The sequence below is a fragment of the Marinobacter alkalisoli genome (assembly GCF_045449795.1).
Taxonomy (GTDB): Bacteria; Pseudomonadota; Gammaproteobacteria; order Pseudomonadales; family Oleiphilaceae; genus Marinobacter.
Window position 1 is genome coordinate 1 of record NZ_JBJJLB010000009.1, and the last position, 21,965, is coordinate 21,965.

The following is a 21,965-nucleotide window of genomic DNA, read 5'->3' on the forward strand; positions in this document are numbered from 1 at the left end:
CCCAGGCGCCACAGCGGGGGCTGGATGATGAGTTCGTAGCGGGTGCGGCGGTGGCCAGAATCACCGCGGGCGAATTCGTTGACCACACCGGTGAAGCGTCGCAACGGCGCGCCGTCCTGCCAGACCACCAGGTCCACGGCCTGTTCCAGTACATCGGCTGCCGCTACCGACGGGTCGGTACTGGCCAGCGCCAGCTTGCCGTGAAACAGCTCGGACAGGTTTTCGGTCAGCTCGAAGCCGACAACGGAAAAGTGATCAGAGGAAAATCCGCCAATGGTGGCGGTGAACTGCAGTCCGCTTGCCTGGGGCATGTCTTCGGTCCCTGAAGAATCTGGTGCAATTAAAGGCTCAGTAACGCTGGCCGCCCTACACGGTCCTGTGCAGGGCGACCCATAGTCTAATACAGACTGCGTGGTATCTGGTACCCCGCAAGGAGTTCCTGTGTGAACGGGTTGGTATTACTGGCCGCGTGAAGGCGATAACGCATCTCGCCGTCGTCCAGCGCAAACTTCACGTCCACCGCGCTGCTGCTGACGCCGGTGATATCCGCCCGATCGAGCAACCGGAACAACGCCCAGGGCCCGTTTTCAGACAGGCTGCGGGGCGAACGGTTTATCTGGGTCGGCACCAGGGTCACACGGCTTTCCACGCTGTCACGCAACGTATTTGGCCAGACCAGCGGTATGCTCTGGCTGGGTCCGTGGCTGAATTCCACCAGTTGGCCATCCACGTTCACCACACTGCGGCGCTTGTTGGAGGACAGGTTCAGGGGCTCCAGCGCGAATTCCACATCCAGGGAGCCACCACGGGTGAAAAATGCCCTGCGGATGGTTTTGGCCTTCTCCAGTGCGGCGCGGACGTCGCTCCGAACCAGGCCCGCCCGCCGTGATCCGGCCACGTGCTCCGGATGATCTTCCAGGAACAGTTTCAGGTTATCGGTATAGAAGGTGTCCAGTACGCCTTCCGGGGCGAAGAACCGTTCGAAGTCCTGCAGGGCGGCGTCACGGCCGGCTCCGGGGTTGAACGGATAATGCCGAGCCAGGGACTGCTGGAACGGCTGGTACACTTCCCGGTACCACTGGCGCTCCAGTTGCGCCACGGCCTGATCCAGAACCACGCGCCAGCTTTCCGCCGCCAGCTTATCCAGCATCCGGTTCAATGGCGCCGGCTGGTTTGATGCCAGTCGCTGCAGGGTGAAAATGGGGTCAGCCCCCTGCAATCCCATTCTTGCACGGGCGGCCTGCAAGGCAGCCTTGCCGCTATCCGGCGCTTCCTGAATGCCCCGCATGTATTCGTGCAGGTCACCGATCACGCCCATCAGCTGTTCCATGCCGGAAGGGTTATCGCCCTGCTTCTGATTAAGGTGGTTAAGTTCCGCAAACTGGCGGCCAATTTCCTGGATCATGGCAAAGTGGGAGGATTGCTCTAGCACCTTACGGGCTGCAACCGCACCAGCGTCTTCCTCATCACTCACCTCCGGCACCAGCCGGGTATGATGCGTTACCTGTCCCAGCAACTGCTGCAGCGGCTGATGGCCACTGGTCAGACTCTCGAGCACCCGCACCCCGTGGTTGAGGTCACTGAAGCTCTGCACATCAACCCGGCTCAGGGCTTTGCGCCAGGCATCCGCGTAACGGTCGGCATACAAGGATTGCAGCTCCGCCGTCAGCTGTTCCTCGTCGGATTCACTGAAATCCACATCGTCCCGACGCCCCAGAACCCAGGCGTCCACCAGGGCCAGTTCGGTAACGGAATCGGATTTGCGCAGGAACCAGCTGTTCAGCCCTTCGCGGGTGAGCAGTGAGGGAATCACCAGCGGGTCCTCTTCAAGGCTTTCCTCCTGCAAGGGTTCACCACCCTCGTCGAGTTTGGTGAACACGGTGCTGAAGGCCGGCCCCGATTTCCGCGCCAGATCCAGCGGCGACCCGAATTCCCGGGCGGCCTCTTTCTCAAGGTCGTCGTACACCCGATCGGTGGTGGAGATGCGGCCCAGCTCATGCTGCGCCCATTGCACGCTGCTGCGGAAGGGCGCGAGCGCCATGTCTGCAGTCACGTCCCCCTGACGGACCTGCTCCGCCAGATCGGTGTGGGCAAGGGCGTAATCCAGGTGGCGGCGTAGCCGTTCCTGCCTGTCGCCCTGCCCGGGGAACCGGGCCTGCCAGTACTTGGCCATGTAGTCCGTTACGATATCGGTCCGGCGGCCACTGGCATCGTAGAGCATGCGCAACACCCGGAGGTGGTCCATCCGTTCCGGGCTGTTATCCGGTGCGCGGCCCATTTCCCCCATGACACCAAGCATCAACGTGGGGAGGTATTGGTACGCCAGCATATCCAGGTAGGAAGATTCCACTTCCGGGCCCACACGCTGGCCCTGGTACAACCCCATATCGGTCACCAGGGGCCAGCTGTTCCGGTAATCGCCAAAGGCGAGCGTGGCTTCACGCAACTCATCCAGTGGCTCTAGCAGATTGCTTCCGGTGGTGTCCGGTTCGTAACCAACCGGCCGCCAGTTGTCGATAAAGCTGCGTACCCGCTGCTCGACGGCAGTGGCCGCTTCCGCGTTTTTGATGAAGTAGTGTTGCCAGCCTGCAGTCATACCCAGACCCGCCGCAACCGCCACCACGGCGGCAACGGCCACCTGGCGTTGGCGACTGCGGACAACCCGTCGATTATCGCCGGCCAGTCCTGACTCCCGGTAAATCACATCCGGGAACAGCCCGTGGGTAAACAAGCTGGCCGACTGGCCCTTGCGCTGGGCAGGCTGGATCGGGTCCGAGAGCTGGTAATTCGCGGCTGCGGCGGACACAAAGGCATCCTCCGGCACACCTTCCTGAATCACCGATGTAAAGTAGGTACCACGCACCAGAGCCGGCGTCGAAAACGCATCTTCTGACAGCAGATCCGCCAGGAACTGCTCCAGTACCGGCTTCAGGCCTGCCAGTTGCCGTGTAAAGGAATAGACCGACGCCCGCTCCTCAGCATCACGGGTGACTGCCAGCACATCCGGGAGACGGGCATTCAGTTGCTCGACCAGACCGGTGAAACGTTCCGAGAAGTCTTCCAGCCAGTCATCCCCTTCCAGCTGTGCTTCAAGCGGGAAGGTAAACCCGAGGGGCTGTTCCCGCTCTGCCTTGGTGAGGGTCTGCACGAAGGGACCGAAACCGTACAGCAGATCCAGCTTGGTAAAACTGACATACACCGGCAGCCTTGATCCCAGCTGTTCCATCAGCTCCCGCAGGCGAGTGCGCAGGAGAATCGCCTGGGCCTGACGTTGTTGATCGCTGCCCGTGCTCAGGCTGGCGAGATCAATAGTCAGCACTACGCCATTCAGCGGGCGCTGGGGCCGGTTTTTCTCCAGCCACTGCATAAAGTGCTGCCACAACCGTTGCTGCAATTCGTGACGGGCGCCTTCACCGTTATTCTGGCTCAGCAATTCACCATCGGGATCAATCAGCACGCCGTGGTCGCCAATCCACCATTCAAACCCATACGGGTTACGATCCGACCGGGGATTGCGGGTCACGTTGGTCAGGGTATAGGTCTGGCCAGAGCGTTGAATCAGGCTTGTCTTGCCGGCGTCCTCCAGCCCCATCACCAGATACCACGGCAGGCGATACAACTCTTTGCGACCCGGAAGGTTGCTCTTGAGCGCCTGCAGCTGACGATCCAGCAGGCGTTTCTGCCGCCGCTCCAGCGGCAGGATGGGATCTTCCTCTTCTCGCTGTTCATCGGCCTTGGCGGCATTGATCTTGCCCAGACGACGCGCCAGCAGGGTTCCCCATATCATGGCCACCAGCAACACAACCCCCAGGGTGACCAGGGCTCGCATCTGCCAGGCGGCCAGCGGGTATTCACCGTTTATCTCGAGCCGGGGCCCCAACCACCAGGTAGCCCCCAACAACACGATGACCCCAAGGGCCAGGGTAATCGGCGCGGCGCTGCGCAGGTACGGAAGAATCCTTCGACCGATGAGTAATGCTTTTCTCCACATGGCGTCCATTCCTGAAATTGAGATATCTGAGTGATTCCTGAAGGCGTTAAACCAGTTTTTCCAGTTTCGAGATCAGCCCTGGTTCCCAGTCTTCCAGGGCCAGGCCCCGGGTCTGCTGGTGCAGATCCTGGATCTGCTGGCCGGCAAGGGTTTTCAGCCCGTTGTCTTTCAGCAGGCGGGCACTGGCAAGCCGCCAGTGGAAGCGCTCCCGCGGTTCCCGGGCACCGGCCAGACCGTCTTCCAGCAATTGCATCGCTTTCGCCAGGCCTTTCTGGCCAGCCAACTCCCGGGCCTGTTCATAGGCCTGCTCCCAGGGACTGGCGCCACCGGCAACACCCGCCTTCGCCGGCGCTGTCTGCATCCAGTCCGCCGCTTCCGCGCACAGAAACGGCGTGCCGTCGTTAAATGTCATGTCCGCCAGCTGCGGCAACCGCTCGACGAAGCCCAGAACGGATTCCCGTATCGCCTCGGCACAGGGACCATGGCCAAGCACATCGGCCACGCCCGCACTGAGCCAGTGACCGTCAAGCCAGAACGGGCTGACCGACAGGCTCTGCTCGATACGCTGCCACAGTTCCACATCCGGGGCCTTGTCCAGCGCCTCACGGTACTCGGCGACCCGATCCGCACTCACCGCCGCCAGGTCGGTTTTTACCCCGTCACGGGAAGGCGGTACTGAGGTAATTCCCTGCCAGATCGCGTAACGGCGTAACTGGTAGCCCAAGGGTGTATCCGGCTCGGACGCCACCAACAGGTCCGCCACTTTCAGCAGGCTCTGGCGGGTCGCCCGTTCGTTTGCGGGATCCAGGGTCAGCTCCCCCAGAGAGGCCCGCTGTGCCGTGTTGATGGGTGTAGCGGCGGCGCTGGTGGCCGGCTTTGCCGACGGCTGCTCTCCGGTGGCGGCCGGCGCCGGCTCCGGGTCAGCCGGCAATTTTTCTACGCCGCGTTTGATCTCGTATAACCCGTCATCCGCCAGCTCCCGATCCCCGGCCTGGGTAATCAGGTTGTCGATCATCCTGAGGCAATAACTGCGACCATCCCCCACTTCACGGTCAAACCTCAGTGAATCCACTTCCTTGACGGCACGCTGAAGCATTTGGGTAAACATCATTCTGCGCGCCCGCTTACCCTTGTCACCCGGATAGGGCCAGGCCTGCTCCCACCAGGAGTCCAGTACCTGGTGCAGCAGGAACAGGGAGAGCGCGTAACGCTCGCCATCGCCGCCCCGCTGCAGGCTCAGCAGCAGGAACCCCAGTACTTTCAGGTCTTTGCTCCGGTCCGACAGCAGTCTGAGGGACTCACTTTCAACCTTGCTCCAGTCGATCTCGTTATGGGCCAGGGAGCCCACTTTCATGATTTCGTCTTCGAGGAATTCAAGGGTGTCGTCGTCAGCCAGCGATTCGCCCATGTCGGACTCGCCACCGAGCGTTTCCAGCACCTGTTCCACATAGGGATGTTGTTCAACAACCTGCATTCGAATCTGCCTTTCGATCGTTTCCAGTTCAGTTACCAGCCGCACTTGGCGCGCAACGGCCGGATGGCGTCGCGGAAGCCTTCCAGGTCGAACATCAGGCCATCCAGGGCGCCATGGGAGGAGCTGATCCGGGCATCTCCCCGCCCCAGCAGCGCCTTGGCAACCCGGATGGCCGGCAAGCCACGACCGCTGCTGACAACGAAGCCGTTATCCCGTACCCGCCATGCATCCCGTTGCGCGCCAAAACCGATACTCACCCGTTCGGCCTCCAGTGCCGCGGGCAACATCAGGGAAAGCTCGGTGATGTTGTTATGGCACTGCAAGGCCAGGATCGGGCGTGGTGGCTGGCTGCCCAGCGCACCCAGCGTGACCAGTTGCCCGGCACGGTCCCCGGTGTCCCGGTATAGGGGGCCTTCACCAGGCTCCCTTGCCTGTTCCTGGGCGTACGCCTGCAGCCATCGCTCTGGCCGGTTGGCCTCCGGTGCGCCGGTGACACTTGTCGTCTCGAGGGGCGTGCCGAATACCGAATCAAAACAGGCAAGGCGCTCCAGCCGCTGGGATTCCCGGGTACATTCCCGGGCGTCGTCCAGCTGGCTGGCCGCAACCGGTGCAAACCCGCTGATAAGCAGTGTTATGGCCAGCCAACAGCGAAGGCTGGGAAAACGAACGGTTATCATTCTTCAGACACCTGATATTTAAGGCATTTATGGGCCAGGGTGCGCTTCGGCAAGCCGAGGCTTTCCGCGGCCTGAGCGCGATTGCCGTCGTACTGTCTCAGCCGTTCGCGGATTACCGCCGCTTCGAAAGCCTGTGCGGCCGCTTTAAGGTCACGGATGTCATCGGCCACAGGGACCCCCGGCAGGGTAGCCGGTACGGTCTCCTGAAAAGCCGGGCTTTGTTGGTCGGAGAACAGGTCGTCCAGGCGCAGCACTTCCGGCTGAATGTCGTCGCCAACCGGAGTCTGCAGGCAGGCGAATTCCAGAATATTTCTCAGTTCGCGAACGTTGCCCGGGAAGGCATATCCGGACAGGGTATGGAGCGCATGGCTGCTGATGCCCATGGGGCCGGCCCCCTCCCGCTGCTGGTACAGGGAAATAAAGTGCCGACACAGCGGTGCCAGGTCTTCCGGCCGGTCGCGAAGCGGGGTAACCCGAAGGGGAAACTGGCTCAGGCGGTAGAACAGGTCACGGCGAAAGCCTCCGTCTTCGATGCCTTGTTGCAGCGGCTGGTGGGTCGCCGCCACCAGGCGGAAATCGGAGTGCTGTTCCTGCTGGGCACCCAGTGGCCGGAACTGCCGGCTCTCCAGTACTCGCAGCAGTTTCGACTGCAGCGCCATGGGCATGTCGCCAATTTCGTCCAGAAACAGGGTGCCGCCGTCAGCCTGGGCCAGCAGGCCCTCTTTGGCCTTGTCCGCCCCTGAAAACGCGCCTTTGGTGTGACCGAACAGTTCGCTTTCCAGCAGGGTGTCGGGGATGGCGGCGCAGTTAACGACCACCAGCGGACCATTGGCACGGTCGGAGAATTCGTGGATGCCCTTGGCGACCAGATCCTTGCCACAGCCGGTTTCGCCCTGCACTAGCACGGAGAGCTGGCTGCCGGCGGCGCGGATGATTTGTGACCGCAGGTTGACCATGTCGGCGGAGCCGCCCACCAGGCTACCAGCAAGTTGTTCGCAGCGGCGGCGCACGGTTTCGGCATCGTGGAGGTGGTCCAGCGAGCGCTTGAGCAGGCGCCGCTGCCAGACCTGGTCGCGGTTCTGGAGCTGGCTGACCCATTGGTGGGTAAGCAGCTGTTTGAGGCCCTGGTACAGCGGCATGGCGGTGATGGCGCCCCACTCAGGCTCGTCATGACAAAGCACGAGAATGCCCAGCGTGCGGCCGTCGTCGCCCTTGATAGGTTCGAGCCAGAAGGAGCGCGGACGGTCGCTGGCGTCCAGCAGGGCCTGGAAGCCGCTGTGGTCGAGGCGGTAGCTGGCGGCGCGGGTCAGTTCCCGGGGTTTGCCGCTTTGCAGTACGTGGGCGAAGGGGTGGCTGAAGTCGCCGCAGTCGAATTCGCCGTGTTGGTCCAGCTCGGCGCAATGGAGGGTGCGGCCGCTCAGGTCCAGTTCCAGCGCCCAGCAGCGGGTGAGGCCGAAGGCGTTTTCCAGCTGTCTGGTGGCGGTTTTCAGCAACGCCGGCAGGTTGTCCTGTCGGATCAGTGCCACCGCCAGGTCGATGCCGGTGTGCAGTTCCGTCTGCATCCGTCCCATGTTTCTTTTCCCTGAGATGTTGAGTTCGCCGATCGCGGGCCCTGTGGTTCGGCTTTCCAAAACACGCTGTGAATACATCCCTGTACGCTCCGCTCCGCCATCCATGGCTCCGCAGGGTATTTGGAAAGCCGAACCACAGGGCCCGCTACTTCCCAGTTGCCTTAAGCAACAACCCCGGTGAATTTCTCGTTCTCTACGCCTAAAGTGACACTTTTAACTGGCTCTCTTGCTGCCAGCTTCTCCAGCAACGCCAGTGAAACGGGTGGCAACAGCTCACCTTCGATAATCGATTCCAGCATCCTTGCGCCGTTTTCGCTTCTCGTCGCGCGGCTGCGGATGGCTTCCACCAGGCCGTCTTCCAGCACCACTTCGGTGTGGTAGCGGCTTTTGATCTGATCCGCCAGGCGCTCGAGTTTGTCGCCAACGATGCGGTTAAGGGTGTCTTCGCCCAGCGGCAGATAAGGCACCACTTCCATGCGGGCCAACAACGCCGGTTTGAAGAAGTCGGCCAGTTCCGGGTAGAGGGCTTCTTCGATTTTTTCCGGTTCTTCGGCGTGGTTGACGATGGTCTGGTAGCCGAGGTTCGAGGTGAGGAAGAACACCACGTTTTTGCAGTCGATCAGGCGGCCTTCGCCGTCCGCCAGTTCGCCCTTGTCGAAGGCCTGGTAGAACAGGTTGAGGACTTCCGGGTGGGCTTTTTCCACTTCATCGAGCAGCACCACGGAGTAGGGTTTCTGGCGGATGGCTTCGGTGAGGATGCCGCCTTCGCCGAACCCGACGTAACCGGGAGGTGAGCCGATCAGGCGGGAGACGGTGTGCTTCTCCTGGTACTCCGACATGTTGATGGTGGTGAGGAACTGGCGACCGCCATAGAGCAGTTCGGACAGTTGCACCACGGTTTCGGTTTTACCCACGCCACTGGGGCCGGCCAGCAGGAATGCGCCCATGGGGCGGCCCGGGCGACGCAGGTCAGCACGGGCGGTGAGCAGGTGCTGGTGCAGGCTGTCGATGGCGGTGTCCTGACCCTTGATGTGGGCCTGCAGGTACGCTGGCAGGTGGGTGATTTTTTTCAGTTCGTCGGTGGTCATGCGGTTGACCGGGATACCGGTCCAGTCGGCGATGACTTCGGCGACCTGGCGGGCGTCTACCCGGGCGTGGACCAGCGGTTCGTCGGCCTGCAGTTCGGCCAGTTCCTGTTCGATGGCGGCGGCTTCGCTCTTCGGGTCCGGGTGTTCTTCGTTGCCGGTTTCAGGCCGCTCATCCGTTATTTCTTCCTCGGTGTCGTCGCCATTCAGCAGCTGTTCGCGGATGTCCACCAGGCGGGTGACCAGCTCTCGCTGGTCGTTCCAGCTTTGTTCCAGTTCCGCCGCTTCTTCGTTCAGTTTGGCGATGCGCGCATCCAGTTCGCTTTCCCGTTCGCTGTCCACGTTCTGGCCCAGGGTGTGTTCGCGGCTGAGCAGGTCCTGTTCCATGGCCAGCTGGTGCAATTCGCTGCGGACGTGGCTGAGTCGACGCGGCGGGGTGCTCAGGTTCAGGCTGACCCGGGCGCAGGCGGTATCCAGCACATCGATGGCTTTGTCCGGCAACTGGCGCCCGGCGAGGTAGCGGGCGGACATTTGGGCGGCGGCTTTGAGAGCGCTGTCGGCGATCAGGACCCGGTGGGCCTTTTCATAGACGGTGCGCAGGCCACGAAGGATATGAACCGCCTGGTCGGGGCTGGGTTCGTCCAGGGCCACCGGCTGGAAGCGACGGCTCAGGGCCGGGTCTTTCTCGAAGTATTTCTTGTACTCGCGCCAGGTGGTCGCTGCGATGGTGCGCAACTCGCCACGGGCCAGGGCCGGTTTCAGCAGATTGGCGGCGTCGGAGCCGCCTTCGCTGTTACCGGCACCGATCAGGGTGTGGGCTTCGTCGATGAAGAGGATGATCGGGGTAGCGGAGCCTTTCACCGCTTCAATCACTCCCTTGAGGCGCTTCTCGAACTCGCCTTTGACGGAAGCACCGGCCTGCAATGCCCCCATGTCCAGGGTCCACAGCTCCACACCGGTCAGGCGCTCGGGCACATCGCCGTTGACGATGCGCAGGGCCAGGCCTTCCACCACGGCGCTTTTGCCCACGCCGGCATCGCCCACCACGATGGGGTTGTTCTTGCGGCGACGGCAGAGGATGTCGATCATCTGGTCGATTTCACCATCGCGGCACACCACCGGGTCCAGCTTCTCACTCCGGGCCAGCGCGGTGAAGTCGGTGGCGTAACGCTTGAGCGGGTCCATGTCGGTCTCGGCCAGCGATGCCTTGCCATCGTCCTGGTCCAGTTCCGGCCGCTCGGCGGAGCCGGCTGTCATGGCATCGAACTGGCGACGCAGTTGTTCGCGGTTGATGTCCCGCAGCTGCTGGCTGACCCGCGGCATCAGGTAGCGGTCCGCGTTCAGCAGCAGGGCGAGGAAGATGGCGCCGGAACGCAGCTCCTTGTGGCCCAGTTCGGTGGAAGCCAGCAACCAGGCGTCCTGCAGCAAGTCCACCAGCAACGGCGAGAAAGAGGGATAGGGTTCCGCCGTCTGCGGTTCGCCATTGAGACTGTCACCCACCAGGGGCTGAAATTCCTGGTGGTTGATGCCTGTGTGCTCCAGAACCTGGCGCACGTCAGAAAACGGCGTTTCCAGCAGCTTGAACAGCAGATGGGCCGGGGTGATTTCCGCACCCTGGCGGCTGATGCAAAGGGCCGCGGAGGATTCCAGTCCCTGGCGGCAAATATCGTTGAGGCGCCCGATCAGCGCCGGCAGTTCTACCCGAATCACAGTGATGTCCTTATTTCGGCAGTTGTTCCAGTACGCTGAGCACATCCCTGATGCGTTCGTTCAGCGCCATGTTGTAGAGCGAATAGATTCCGGCCATGGCCAACACAAACAGGCCGCCAATCCCCCAGATCGGCAAGCCGCTGCGCAGGTGGTTGCGTGCCGGGGTGACATTCGCCAGGGCATCCGCCAGGGGTTGGTCCTGGTCGTCGTCCCGCAGGCTTTTCAGCTGTTCGTGAAGACCACGGATAATGTCCTCGTATTCCTCGCGGCCATTGGTCATAACCTTGTAGCGGCCCTCAAATCCCAGGCACAGGCACAGGTAGATAAACGCCAGCATGTCCCGGTAGCGCGCCGGTTCCCGTTCCATGCGGGAGAGGATGGCGAAGACCTTTTCACCGCCCCAGGTTTCGTTGTGGAAGCGGGACAGCAGGGAATGCTGGGACCACACGCTGTGCGCGCCCCAGTCCGTACCCAGCACTGCCTCGTCGATAAAGGCGCAGAGCACGTAGCGATAGGCCACCACCGTCGGGCGCTCATAACCCTGCTCCACCAGTTCCCGGTCGATGGCTGCCACTTCGTCCACCACCTGCCGGTACAGCGTTTCCACCTCCCGGAAATCCGCCAGCCGCCGCACCCGAATGACCAGGCCCAGCAACGGCGTGGCGGCATCGATCAGCCGGTTGTCTTCCAGACCACGAAGCTGGAACTGTTGATTGGCAAAACCCTGGCTGACGGCGCGGTCGTTGTCACCGCTGTCCGCAAACATCAGGTCACTGAACGCACTGCCATCGGTTTCCATGTTGCCATTGGGTGAATCCATCACCGGTGCATCTGCCATGATTTAGCTCCTGATTGCCCAGAACTGCATTTCCATACCGGGGAAACTGCCGGCCACGTGGAAGGCAAAACCGCTGGCGTTGTCGAGCATCTGCCAGGCCTGGCTCTGGTCGTCCAGACGGAAATACACAAAGCCGGCGTGGTACGGCAATTGACGCGGCGCCACCGGCAGTGCCGACAGCGGGATACCCGGCAACTGCAAGCTGATCAGATCGCGAATCTTCTCCACCGAGGCCACCTTGCACTGCTGGGTGAACTGCTTGCGCAGGTCGTCCAGTGGCATGTCTGCTTTCACTGCCAGGATGAACTCCGCACTGCTCGGCAAATGGGTATCCTGGATGGGCGCCACGGTGAGGCCGTACTGCCGCTCCTGCAGCTGGATCGCCAGTGCGCGCGGCTCCAGAACCGTGCTCAGGGACTGCCTTAGCACCTGCATCAGCGGCGTGAACGACGCTTCCGGCAGGTCATGGTCGTAGGCCGCGTATTCCCGGGGCAGCCGGTTTTCATCGGTGAACGTTACCAACTCACCGCACAGTTCCAGCAGGGCCTCATACAGCCGCTCGGGGTGGAGCTGGCGCAGGCGGGCCAGGTGCATGAAGCGGGGGTGGGCCCGGTTGAGCATCTGCAGCAGCATGAAATCCGCCACATCGGCGACGCCACCCTGTCCCGGTGCGCCGACACGTTCGGCAATGTTCCTCGCTCGTTCCTTCATCAACCCTGCCATTTCCCCGACGAACCGTTGCAGGCGCGGAGCCGCCCGTACGCTCAGCATGGTGGGCATGAAGTTGGGGTCCATCACCAGGCTGCCATCCGGGCGTTTCTCCAGGATCCGGCCGATGGCCAGGGCGGCGTAGGCGCTGCGGTCCTCACGCTCCAGCATCAGTCGCGGCGCCACCCGTGCCACATCAATGGCATGGGCGTCTCCGTCAATGGAGTGCAGGTCACGGACTTCCTCGGTTTGGGCACGAAACCGCCCGGAAACGGCGGCCTCCGGCCATTCCACTTCCGCCAGGGCGTCGCTGCTCAGGGGCAGCGCCAGGTACACCACCTGGTTGGCGACGGACGCGTCGGTGATTTCCAGTGGCTCCGGCGTCACGTCATCCTGGGGCAGACTGAAACGGGTTCCATCCGGAAACAGCCCGCTGGCATGCACCAGGCCGATGCGGCCAAAGCTCAGGTATTCCGCGTTGAGTTCCAGATCGCCAAAGCCGTACAGGTAATCCGAAATCGCCAGTGCCCGTTCGTTGATCTGGTGTTCCAGGTATCGTTGTTGCTGCTGGAAGTGCTGGGGTTTGATGAACAGCCCGTCACTCCAGACCACTCGATTCATGACAGCCATCAGGATTCATCCGATCTTCTGAGTTGAACTTCCCGCTCGCGCAGGTTGACCAGCAGGTGATAACGACCACCAATGGGGTCCACCTCCACCACTTTCTTCCACTGGGACAGGTTGGGGTAAGCATAGAACGCGATGATGCCGATAAAGCGCGTATCCTCGCTGATCTCGAACGGTTCGATAAACCGGAACTGCCCGGGCACCAGGGAATAATCATCGTGATCGATGTAGTTCTGCCCCAGTGAGTCCTCCAGGTCATTCAGTAACTGGTCAAAATCCCCGGCCATCAGCATGGAGCTGTCCCGCATTTCGATTACCTGGAACGCAATCGGGGTCGGTGCCAGCGACTCGTTCGGGTTCACGTCCGGCTCCGCCAGCATGGTGAGATCCACGCGGCTGGGCAGATCCTCCGGATAGCCCACGGGGATATCCGGGTCCCACAGTACCTTGGCGGTTTTCGAGACAGCGTTGTAGGGTGTGCTGCACCCCACCATCGCAAAGACAACGGCCAGTAAAATCCCTTTACTGTATTTCACGACAGATTCTCCCTCTGTAGTTGACGCAAGTGCTGGTCGTAAGCCTGTTCGAACACCTCCTGGAAGAGACGCTCAAAACCCTGCTGACGACTGGATTTAAGTTCGCGGTAATAATGCTGGTACATGTCCCAGGCCCAGCGGCCTTCGTCCTCATGCTGCTGCAGCCCACGACGGTAACCGTGGAAACGGCGCAGCAGGGCCTCCGGGGAAAAGGCGTGAAGGATGGCGTCCAGCGCTTCGCTAATGGCTTCGCTGGTGGCGATCTGATGGTGACGAAGACTCTGCAGGCTCTCGCTCACGGCGGCTGGCGCGGACAGGTGAACGGGGCTGCGCTGGCTGGCAAACAGGGTCTGGACCGTGTCCTGGTAGGTCTGCCCCAGACGCAGCGGGTTGTCCTCGATGGGTTGCAGCCGCGTGCGCAGCGCCTGGTGGCGGCTGTCCTCGCCCTGGTGCAGCGCCAGCAGACCCTCCACCGTGGCTTTCAGGGTCTGGCCGGCCTCTTCCAGGAACAGCCGCATCTCGTCGCTGTCACCAAAGTCCAGCTCGGACTCCATGCCCTTGAGCAGCGGCGCGCCACTGATGTGCTGGCGACTCTGGTCGGTGGCTTCCTGTTTCGTTTTACGGGGTAGTTGTACTGACATCCTGTCCTGCTCTCCTTGTCTGACCGGCAGTCCGACCGCGACATCACGATTTTCCCGGTATTCATCGGTCACTTCGCCTTCGGTGGCGAACCATTCGGGCTTGCTTGCCAACAGATCCGCCTCGCGGGTGCTGGTCTCTTCCGACTGACTGGTTTCATCCGACGCCCAGTGATCCAGCGGATCCGTGCTGACCGACTGCCCCGGGGCCGGCGCCAGCCCCTGCAAAGGCTCATGGCCCGCGGTTTCCAGCTCCCTGCCCTCTCCCCGGACCAGATCGCTTTCCTCCACATCCACCAGGGTACGATCCTCACCCTCGCCGACCGGAGCCGGGCCGGAGCCGCTCTGGCGACCGCGCATCAGCTCGGCGCGGATCTGGTAACGCCCGATGGTGATGGTGTCACCGCTGTTCAGACGCGCCCGGCGACCACGGCCGATGGGTTGGCTGGCGCTGTTGATATAGGTACGGCCACTGCGGTCAATAAGGCAGAACACACCGTCAATGAATCGGACCTCGGCGTGTCCCGCCATGGCCCCGGTGCGATGGGACGACAGTTTCCAGGTATCGTTCTCCGCCGTACCAATGGAGCCTCCCGCCATGGTGAATACATGTTCTGGCAGCAAGCCGCTGCCCACGGTGGCGGGATTGCTGATTTGCAGTTTCAGTGACTGACGTTCGTCCATGTCCGGTTTCCTTGTCGTTAACTCAGCGGCGAATCTGGAGGCGAACCGCCGGCAGCTTGCGGGCCTTCTCCGGCGTCAAAAACGAGTTCCAGCCCAGCCGCACCTCTGCCCCTGTCTGCATCGGCTTCACATCTTTCGGCCGCATCTGCAGTTCCAGGTCGTAGGCCAGTTGTTCCCGGGTGGTGAACTCCACCAGTTTCACCAGCCGCTGATGGTCCTTGCCGTTGGGCAGGAAGTCGGCAAAGCGCTGACGATCCAGGTTGCGAATGCGCAGGATGAATTTGCCACTGCGATCGCGGATACCGTTGCCGACCAGTGTGTCGTGCCCCAGCGCCGCGTTGGCGCACCCCAGGCGCGTTTGCTGATCTTCCGGGATGGCTACCCGGCGCAATACCCACTGCTCGATACTGACGTCATCCAGATCAAAGCAGTGGGCAACAATGCCACTGACCACTTCCGGAGAACGACTGCGGCCCGCCATCAATCCGGCGTAGGCCAGCATCTTCGACCAGTTGACCGGGGTTGCGTCCCGCAGGCGGCTGTCGCCGAGGCCCACCAGGGCGAATATGTGGTCGGAAAAACCGTCCGACGCGCCGGGTCTGAAACGCACGTAATAGCGGTACTTGCGCCAGGCCCGGTGAAACAACGTCACCAGCCGGTGATTGAAAAAGTCCAGGAAGTGACGGCGAATGCCCAGCTCCTGACCCGCTTCCCAGGCCAGATCTTCCAGGTAGTAACCGGGCAGCGGCGACTGCGATCCGTGCAGCCCCAGAAAGCTGACTTCCATCTGGTAAGGCGCGTGCTCATGCTCCGGCGAGAACGCCGAGACCACGTCGCTGCCCGGGAACCCCAGCCCGGCCGATGCCGAGAAGCGAATGCGCTCACGCCGGGGCAGGTCATCCTGGGACCGCTCGAGGTCATCCCCGTGGTGCCGGTGAATCAGATCCACCAGCTGAAAGAAACTGTAGCGCCGTGCGTTGCCCAGAACCGGCTGCAGCTCGGCTACATCAGCGGCTGCTGACCTTGCTGTAACGTCCATGTATACCGTTCCTGATTGTCTGTATTCACCACTTCCAATTGGTGAAAGGCGTTAATGCTCGCGTAAAGCGCAAAAAACTGGCTGAGAACCGTGCCAAACAGGTACAGATCGCCTTCCGAGGCGAACGCTGTCTGGTCCAGCTTCAGTACTGACCGAATCCCCCGCACCGGCAATCCCCGCACCATGCGATCCACCGGTGAGGTTTCAATGCCCGCAATGCCGGACAACCGCTTCTGGGACACGCGCTCGGCCTGGCGGTCCACCAGCGCACGGAAGTCGTAAACCCGCAGCACCGTGCGCAGAGCGTCCACATCCAGCATGGACAGGTAGTTCAGCGACAGGTTGGAGATCAGCGTCCACAGCAGGCTGCCGTCCAGCGTCGGCCTCAATGTGGCCGTGGGCCGGGTAATGTTGCTGAAGGTGGCGAACGCTGGCGTACTCTCCGTCGCCATGCAGATCTCCCCCACCGCCAGTTGGCTCGGCAACTGCCGGTTGGTACAGGTGAGCGTGAGGGAGATGGCTTCCTGGCGACTCAGGCACTCGGACTCGTCGCCCCGCACAAACGACATGTAATGATCAAAGCCATCACCGCGAACGCTGTCCCTCGCCCGCACCCGGTAATACAGTGCGGTGCGGCCACGATCCCGTTCCACTTCGTGCTGAAAGCTCTCGAACGCGGTATAGATGCGCGGTTCGCCCCGCCCGGAGCGGCCTTCCAGCCAGCCTTCCACCTGTTCGATGCTGAACACTTCGTAGTGATCCGGCGAGCGGCTGGAGGGCGAGATCCGGTATTCGGTCTGCCGCCCGTTCAGGTCCACCGGCTCCGCTTCGTGGGTGAACAGGTTCACCGCCGGCGTGCAGTAGAGCTGGAAATTCTCTTCCCGCACTTTGGCGTCCGGCGGCAGGATCCGGCTGAAATGGAACCGCAGGCTGATTTCGTCCGCCTGTACCGCCGGCAACCGCCGCGCCAGGCCCTGGATATCCACGAATCGGAAGGCCTCGGGGAAGCTGAGGTACTCCTGCAATATCCGATAACCCGGGTAGGCGTTCTTCGGATACGGCAGCAACCCTTCGTCATTCCCGAACCCGACCGGTTGTAACAGGGACGCCGGCAAACGGTAGACGGACTCGCCCACCACCAGCTCAATCCGCTCCAGGTAGTGGTTCAGCCAGAGGAACAGGGTTTCCGCAACATGACTCTCGCCACCCAGGTAGAACCGCAGGCTGTCCATCCCCAGGGACGACAGCGGTTGATCGGTATGCAACGCCAGATCCACTGTCACGGAGGATACTTCCCGCGAGTGCTCGGCGTTTGCCGCCGCTACGCTCACTGGATACACGTCGACAGCGCGGCAGGTGCGGAACCGGCACTGGGTCTGGCGGGTGGCATCGCCCAGCGGTCGGCTTTTGATTTCGGTATGCCGGTCCACTCGCTGGCGCTCGCTGATGGAATGCAACTGCGGATCAAACCGCATGATGGTGCAGCTTGGCACCGGCCGCAGGTAGTTTGGCCACAGCATGTTCAGCAGCGAGTGGGTAATCTCGGGGAATTCATCTTCGACTTTTTCGCGGAGTTTGCCGGTCAGAAAGGCGAAGCCTTCCAGCAGCCGCTCAACGTCCGGATCGGTGCTTTGCTCCGACAGAAACCTTGTCAGCTGCGGATGGGCATCCGCGAATTCCCGGCCCTGGAGCCTGAGAAAACTTAACTCGTCCCTGTAAAATCGGTTCAACTTCATAACCACTGCACCAGTCTGGGTCCGAGGGGGAGGGGGATGCTTTTCTTCTGGGAAAAAGAACTCGCTGCGCTCAGACACCTTTATTCCCGCCAGAAAAGCATCCCCCTCCCCCTCTCATCCTTGCCCGCTACATCACTCGATAGTAGCGCTTGTCATCCAATAACAAATCGATGGTCGTCTTATCGTCTTCCGAACCAACGCGAAGGTAGACCGTCACCTGAAACCGCAACTGCAAGGGGTCTGGCCCCTGCGGCAGGTTGACGACATCCACCCGCTTCACCCTTGGTTCAAACTTCTCAATGCACTGTCGGATCGCGCCGCGGATCTGAACGCTCAGATCGTGAGTGCCGAGCGTGGCGTCGTTGAAATCCAGCAGGCCCAGATCCGGTACGCTGGCGCTGTTACCCGGATGGGCATTCAGCAGGCGGACCAGGTGGCGTTTGATGGATTCAACAACGTGGGAGACTTCCCCCATGCTCTGGCCGGCCGGCTCGGCGGCCTGTTCCAGTCGTTCGAACAGGCTGCCGCTGCTGGCCTGCGATCCGTCGCTGGCCGGGTGATTGAACACGGATTAATCCTTGTCCAGTCGGCCAACCAGTGACAGTTCGAAGTTGGCGCCCATGTACTTGAAGTGGGGCCGAACCGCCAGGGATACCTGGTACCAGCCCGGATCGCCTTCGACGTCGGATACGGTCACCTGCGCCGCGCGGAGCGGGCGACGGCTGCGGACATCCGCCGGCGGATTTTCCTGGTCGGCCACGTACTGGCGAATCCAGGTGTTCAGTTCCCGCTCAAGGTCCTGGCGTTCTTTCCAGGAGCCGATCTGTTCCCGCTGCAGCACTTTGATGTAGTGCGCCAGGCGGTTCACGATCATCATGTAAGGCAGTTGCGTACCCAGCTTGTAGTTGGTTTCCGCTTCCTTGCCTTCCTTGGTGTTCGGGAACTGCTTGGGCTTCTGCACCGAGTTGGCGGAGAAGAACGCCGCGTTGTCGCTACCCTTGCGCATGGTCAGGGCGATGAAGCCTTCGTCGGCCATTTCGTATTCGCGACGGTCGGTGATCAGCACTTCGGTCGGAATCTTGGCTTCCAGCTGGCCGAAGGATTCGAACAGGTGCACCGGCAGGTCTTCTACCGCACCGCCACTTTGCGGGCCGATGATGTTCGGGCACCAGCGGTATTTGGCGAAGCTTTCGGTCAGACGGGTGGCCAGCAGATAGGCGGTGTTGCCCCACAGGTAATGCTCATGGTCGCCAGACACGTCTTCCTTGTAGTTGAAGCTGCGCACCGGGTTTTCAGTGGGGTCGTAAGGCACCCGCAGCAGGAAACGCGGTGAGGTCAGGCCCAGGTAGCGGGCGTCTTCGGACTCACGCAGGGAGCGCCACTTGGCGTATTTCGGGCCTTCGAAGACCGCTTTCAGTTCCTTGATGGCGGGCAGTTCCTGGTAGCTGTCAACGCCGAAGAAGGACGGCGCAACGGACGACAGGAACGGCGCATGGGCCATGGCACCCACGGAGGACACGTACTGCAGCAGTTTCATGTCCGGGGTGGACGGGGTGAAGGCGTAGTTGCCAACCACGGCGCCCACGGGCTCACCGCCAAACTGGCCGTACTCGGTAGAGTAAATGTGCTTGTAGAAACCAGCCTGGGTGACATCGGGCGCAAACTCGAAGTCTTCCAGCAGCTCGGTCTTGGTGGCGTGGAGGATATCCACTTTGATGTTCTCGCGGAAATCGGTGCGGTCGACCATCAGCTTCAGGCCGCGCCAGGACGATTCCAGCTCCTGCAGTTTGGGCGCGTGCAGGATTTCATCCATCTGGGCGCTGATCTTGCGATCCAGCTCGACCACCATCTGGTCCACCAGCGCCTTGTTGACCGGCTGGCCTTTCTCTTCACTTTTCAGCAGGTTGGCAATAAAGGTCGCCACCCCTTTGCGGGCCACATCGTAGCCTTCGTCGGCCGGCGCCATTCGGCTGTTGGCCATAACCTGGTCCAGCAAGGACCCTTCCGCTACGGATTCGGAGGCAGCAGATTGCTGCTCAGCAGTGTCAGACATACCACATCCCTTCAGTACGTTTTGAATTAAGTCGGAGATTGACGGCGAACGTTCGGTTATTCGTCGCTGTCTGTGGCCAGTTCCAGTTCGGCCAGCAGTTTGTCCCGGGCGTCGTCATTGTCCAGCAGTTCCTGCAGCTTGGACCGGAATGACGGCACGTTACCCAGCGGGCCCTTGAGGGCAACCAGGGCTTCGCGAAGCTCGATGAGCTTGTTCAGCTCAGGTACCTGGCGGGCAATGCCATCCGGGGAAAAATCGTCCAGAGTCTGGAATGCCAGGTTCACCGGCAGTTCGTCGGCGTTGTCATCCAGCTGGTTGGATACCGTGGTGGTGAGGCTAAGATCGGCTTCCTTCATGACAGAACGGAAGTTGTTCTTGTCGACGGAGATGGCCTTTCGGTCCTCGATGGGGGTTTCTTCGGGCTGTCCCTTGAAATCACCAACCACGAACATTTTCAGTGGCAGTTCGGTTTCAGCCTGCTGATCACCGGTGGCGGGGACATATTTGATATTGATGCGCTCTTTCGGCGCGACGGAACCGTCTTTTGAAGACATGCGCTTGCTCCCTGTGCAAATCATTTGCAGTAGTTCAATCCCTTGTGCATACCGTCCCGGTACGCAACGATCAAAACTCTACACAGGATGATATCCATTCTCAAGCAAAAATTGGCCAGCGCATGGCAAAAATGTGCGACCGGGCAAAGTTTTGCCAAACAAAGCCCGGATTAACACCCCTGGCATCCGCAATTAACGACGCTTCGGCGTCCAGGCCCAGATCATTTCAATCTCGATGGGCTGCTGGTCTTCGCTGTCACGGATGGTGACCGGTACGGAGGTTTCCCCCTTGTCATCCACCTGCATCCGCTCCCGCTGTTCCGGGGTCAGGCGGGCTTCCACGGTCATGTCACCCTTGGCGCGACGGGTGTACTCCGCATGGACGGTCTTGATCACGGGGATCTTGTCGTCCGGTACGTTCAGGCCCACCAGAAAGCCGGTCGCGGACTCCGCCAGCAACAGGGATGCCACGGCATGAACACCACCAATGTGATTCTGCACCCGGCGCTTGTTGGCAATACTGATGACACAACGCTCCGCGTCCAGGTGCTCAATGCGAATACCGGCAGTACCCGTGAAAGGCACCACTTTGCCAAAAAACAGGGTCAGCGCCCGCGACCGGGCAAACGTGGGTAGCTTGTTGATTCTGCCGACAATACCGGTCAGTTTGTTGGTGGCGGCCATGGACGTCTCTCCAATTAGCTTAAATTTTGAGGCAGGACAATAACCCATTCGTCGAAGGAAAGGAACGTTCAGTCAATGACGCCCGTCACCTCTGTGGCTATACTCGGCAAAACCGTAGTTCACGGATAACCCTCTCAATAACAAAGGAAACAGCCATGAGTGACCTGAAAGCCCAGTTTGACGAAGCGGTTAACTATATCCAGACCGCTGAAGGCGATTTCAAGCCATCCAACGAAGTGAAGCTGGAGTTCTACGCCCTCTACAAGCAGGCAACCGAAGGGGATGTCAGCGGCAAGCGCCCGGGCATGATGGACTTCGTGGGTCGCGCCAAGTACGACGCCTGGGCCGAACTGAAAGGCACCTCAGGCGAGGAAGCCATGCAGAAATACATCGACAAGCTCAACGCCCTGAAATAATCCTGCCCAGACCTTTGCCGGCTGGGGCGCCCACTATCAGCTGATCAGGCCCCGATGCCGGCAACCCGCCCTAAATATTTTGCGACATTCAAATGATTGTCATAAGATGCGCGCAACATAAAAACAACAATGCATCCGGAAGAGTAGCCATGGACATTACCGAGGCGCTGGAACAAACCCAGCCGGGCCTTGTCGGCCGCGTTAACGAAGCAATCCAGAAACACCAACTGAACCAGCGGGCAGAGCAAACCTACCTGCACTGGATATCACGGTTCGTGCTGTTTCACGAGCTGAAGGATCCGCAGCACCTGGAAACCAAAGACCGCCAACTGTTTCTCACCTACCTGAAGGACCGAATTCAGCTGTCACGGGCACGCCTGAACCAGGCCAGCCAGGCCCTGACGTTTTTCTATGAGGATGTACTCGGGAAGACACCAGCCGAACAGACCGCAGCCGCCTAACGCTCAATCATATTGATGTTCTGCGTCTCGTAGGTGCGATTCTCTGGCGGGCGGATCGTATAGTTGTTGCTATGGGTCTGGCCCGGGATCACCTTGGGGTTGCTGAAGCGGAATTCCACCGGAATTTCGCTGCGGCCCAGGTCGGTGCGAGGGTCCCTTGGCTGCAAGGCCAGGGGATCAAGGTAGAAGTCCTCATCGGTGCGGGGCTGCACCGGCACCCCGGCCGCAGGCGCTTCCAGCCCACCTTCGATGACGGTATCAGCCAGGGTGTCCTCGGCCATGGACCGCAGGGGGATGGTTTCCATCGTTGAACGCTCACGATAGCCAAAGGCTTCGCCGCCTTCACCTTCAGCCGTCGCCTGCGCCAGCAGTGACGCGGGCGACAGAGCCAGGGCCAGAGCCAGAGCCAGAGCCAGAGCCAGAGCCAGCACAAAACCACCTGTGAATTTCCAGAAAGAACCCATACCAAACCCGATCCGTGAG

19 protein-coding genes are annotated in these 21,965 nt (G+C 61.2%); 2 read left to right on the forward strand and 17 right to left on the reverse strand.

The genetic code is table 11. The annotated features are described in order from the left end of the window. From ACJO3M_RS03395 to ACJO3M_RS03470, 16 genes are all read right to left on the reverse strand, one after another. A partial coding sequence (locus tag ACJO3M_RS03395; RefSeq protein ID WP_406999741.1) for a contractile injection system protein, VgrG/Pvc8 family occupies positions 1-311 on the reverse strand: 311 nt, incomplete at its 3' end. An 86-nt stretch (positions 312-397) separates the two neighbouring features. Continuing rightward, the gene (tssM, locus tag ACJO3M_RS03400; RefSeq protein WP_406999743.1) at positions 398-4,000 is read right to left on the reverse strand and encodes a type VI secretion system membrane subunit TssM; all 3,603 of its coding nucleotides are present in this window, start codon (positions 3,998-4,000) and stop codon (positions 398-400) included. 37 nt (positions 4,001-4,037) lie between these two features. After that, positions 4,038-5,465, reverse strand: a complete 1,428-nt coding sequence (gene tssA / locus ACJO3M_RS03405) for a type VI secretion system protein TssA (protein ID WP_406999745.1) — start codon at positions 5,463-5,465, stop codon at positions 4,038-4,040. Between the two features lie 32 nt (positions 5,466-5,497). Continuing rightward, complete coding sequence (vasI, locus tag ACJO3M_RS03410; protein ID WP_406999747.1) at positions 5,498-6,142, reverse strand: type VI secretion system-associated protein VasI; 645 nt, start codon at positions 6,140-6,142, stop codon at positions 5,498-5,500. Next, complete coding sequence (locus ACJO3M_RS03415) at positions 6,139-7,704, reverse strand: sigma-54 interaction domain-containing protein (RefSeq protein WP_406999791.1); 1,566 nt, start codon at positions 7,702-7,704, stop codon at positions 6,139-6,141. Before ACJO3M_RS03415 ends, vasI begins: the two co-directional genes overlap by 4 nt. A gap of 170 nt (positions 7,705-7,874) precedes the next feature. Continuing rightward, a complete protein-coding gene (gene tssH, locus ACJO3M_RS03420) occupies positions 7,875-10,508 on the reverse strand; it encodes a type VI secretion system ATPase TssH (protein ID WP_406999749.1) in 2,634 nt (877 codons plus the stop codon). 10 nt (positions 10,509-10,518) lie between these two features. Beyond that, positions 10,519-11,346, reverse strand: coding sequence for a type IVB secretion system protein IcmH/DotU (gene icmH, locus ACJO3M_RS03425; protein WP_406999751.1), 828 nt, complete (start codon positions 11,344-11,346; stop codon positions 10,519-10,521). 3 nt (positions 11,347-11,349) lie between these two features. After that, positions 11,350-12,684 carry a type VI secretion system baseplate subunit TssK gene (gene tssK / locus ACJO3M_RS03430; protein ID WP_406989102.1) on the reverse strand — a complete coding sequence of 445 codons (1,335 nt, stop codon included), beginning with the start codon at positions 12,682-12,684 and terminating at the stop codon, positions 11,350-11,352. Then, entirely contained in the window at positions 12,684-13,217 is a 534-nt protein-coding gene (gene tssJ, locus ACJO3M_RS03435; protein ID WP_406999753.1) for a type VI secretion system lipoprotein TssJ, read from the reverse strand. Before tssJ ends, tssK begins: the two co-directional genes overlap by 1 nt. Continuing rightward, a complete protein-coding gene (gene tagH, locus ACJO3M_RS03440) occupies positions 13,214-14,539 on the reverse strand; it encodes a type VI secretion system-associated FHA domain protein TagH (protein WP_406999755.1) in 1,326 nt (441 codons plus the stop codon). Before tagH ends, tssJ begins: the two co-directional genes overlap by 4 nt. Before the next feature lie 22 nt (positions 14,540-14,561). Beyond that, positions 14,562-15,578 carry a type VI secretion system baseplate subunit TssG gene (tssG, locus tag ACJO3M_RS03445; RefSeq protein ID WP_406999757.1) on the reverse strand — a complete coding sequence of 339 codons (1,017 nt, stop codon included), beginning with the start codon at positions 15,576-15,578 and terminating at the stop codon, positions 14,562-14,564. After that, positions 15,542-17,314: a type VI secretion system baseplate subunit TssF gene (tssF, locus tag ACJO3M_RS03450; protein ID WP_406999759.1), complete on the reverse strand. Its 1,773-nt coding sequence runs from the start codon at positions 17,312-17,314 to the stop codon at positions 15,542-15,544. Before tssF ends, tssG begins: the two co-directional genes overlap by 37 nt. Before the next feature lie 127 nt (positions 17,315-17,441). Continuing rightward, positions 17,442-17,882, reverse strand: coding sequence for a type VI secretion system baseplate subunit TssE (gene tssE / locus ACJO3M_RS03455; protein WP_406989108.1), 441 nt, complete (start codon positions 17,880-17,882; stop codon positions 17,442-17,444). Positions 17,883-17,885: 3 nt separating this feature from the next. Beyond that, positions 17,886-19,367 carry a type VI secretion system contractile sheath large subunit gene (gene tssC / locus ACJO3M_RS03460; protein WP_406999761.1) on the reverse strand — a complete coding sequence of 494 codons (1,482 nt, stop codon included), beginning with the start codon at positions 19,365-19,367 and terminating at the stop codon, positions 17,886-17,888. A 56-nt stretch (positions 19,368-19,423) separates the two neighbouring features. Continuing rightward, a complete protein-coding gene (gene tssB / locus ACJO3M_RS03465) occupies positions 19,424-19,921 on the reverse strand; it encodes a type VI secretion system contractile sheath small subunit (protein WP_406989111.1) in 498 nt (165 codons plus the stop codon). Between the two features lie 192 nt (positions 19,922-20,113). Continuing rightward, a complete protein-coding gene (locus tag ACJO3M_RS03470; protein ID WP_406999763.1) occupies positions 20,114-20,605 on the reverse strand; it encodes a DUF4442 domain-containing protein in 492 nt (163 codons plus the stop codon). A gap of 155 nt (positions 20,606-20,760) precedes the next feature. Between ACJO3M_RS03470 and ACJO3M_RS03475 the strand changes: the two genes are divergently transcribed. Continuing rightward, on the forward strand, positions 20,761-21,021 hold the full coding sequence (locus tag ACJO3M_RS03475) for an acyl-CoA-binding protein (RefSeq protein ID WP_406989115.1): 261 nt from the start codon (positions 20,761-20,763) through the stop codon (positions 21,019-21,021). A 149-nt stretch (positions 21,022-21,170) separates the two neighbouring features. Next, positions 21,171-21,482: a site-specific integrase gene (locus ACJO3M_RS03480; RefSeq protein ID WP_406999765.1), complete on the forward strand. Its 312-nt coding sequence runs from the start codon at positions 21,171-21,173 to the stop codon at positions 21,480-21,482. Here the strand turns inward: ACJO3M_RS03480 and ACJO3M_RS03485 are convergent. Continuing rightward, positions 21,479-21,946 carry a hypothetical protein gene (locus ACJO3M_RS03485; RefSeq protein WP_406999767.1) on the reverse strand — a complete coding sequence of 156 codons (468 nt, stop codon included), beginning with the start codon at positions 21,944-21,946 and terminating at the stop codon, positions 21,479-21,481. The genes ACJO3M_RS03480 and ACJO3M_RS03485 overlap by 4 nt on opposite strands. Positions 21,947-21,965 lie beyond the last annotated feature (19 nt).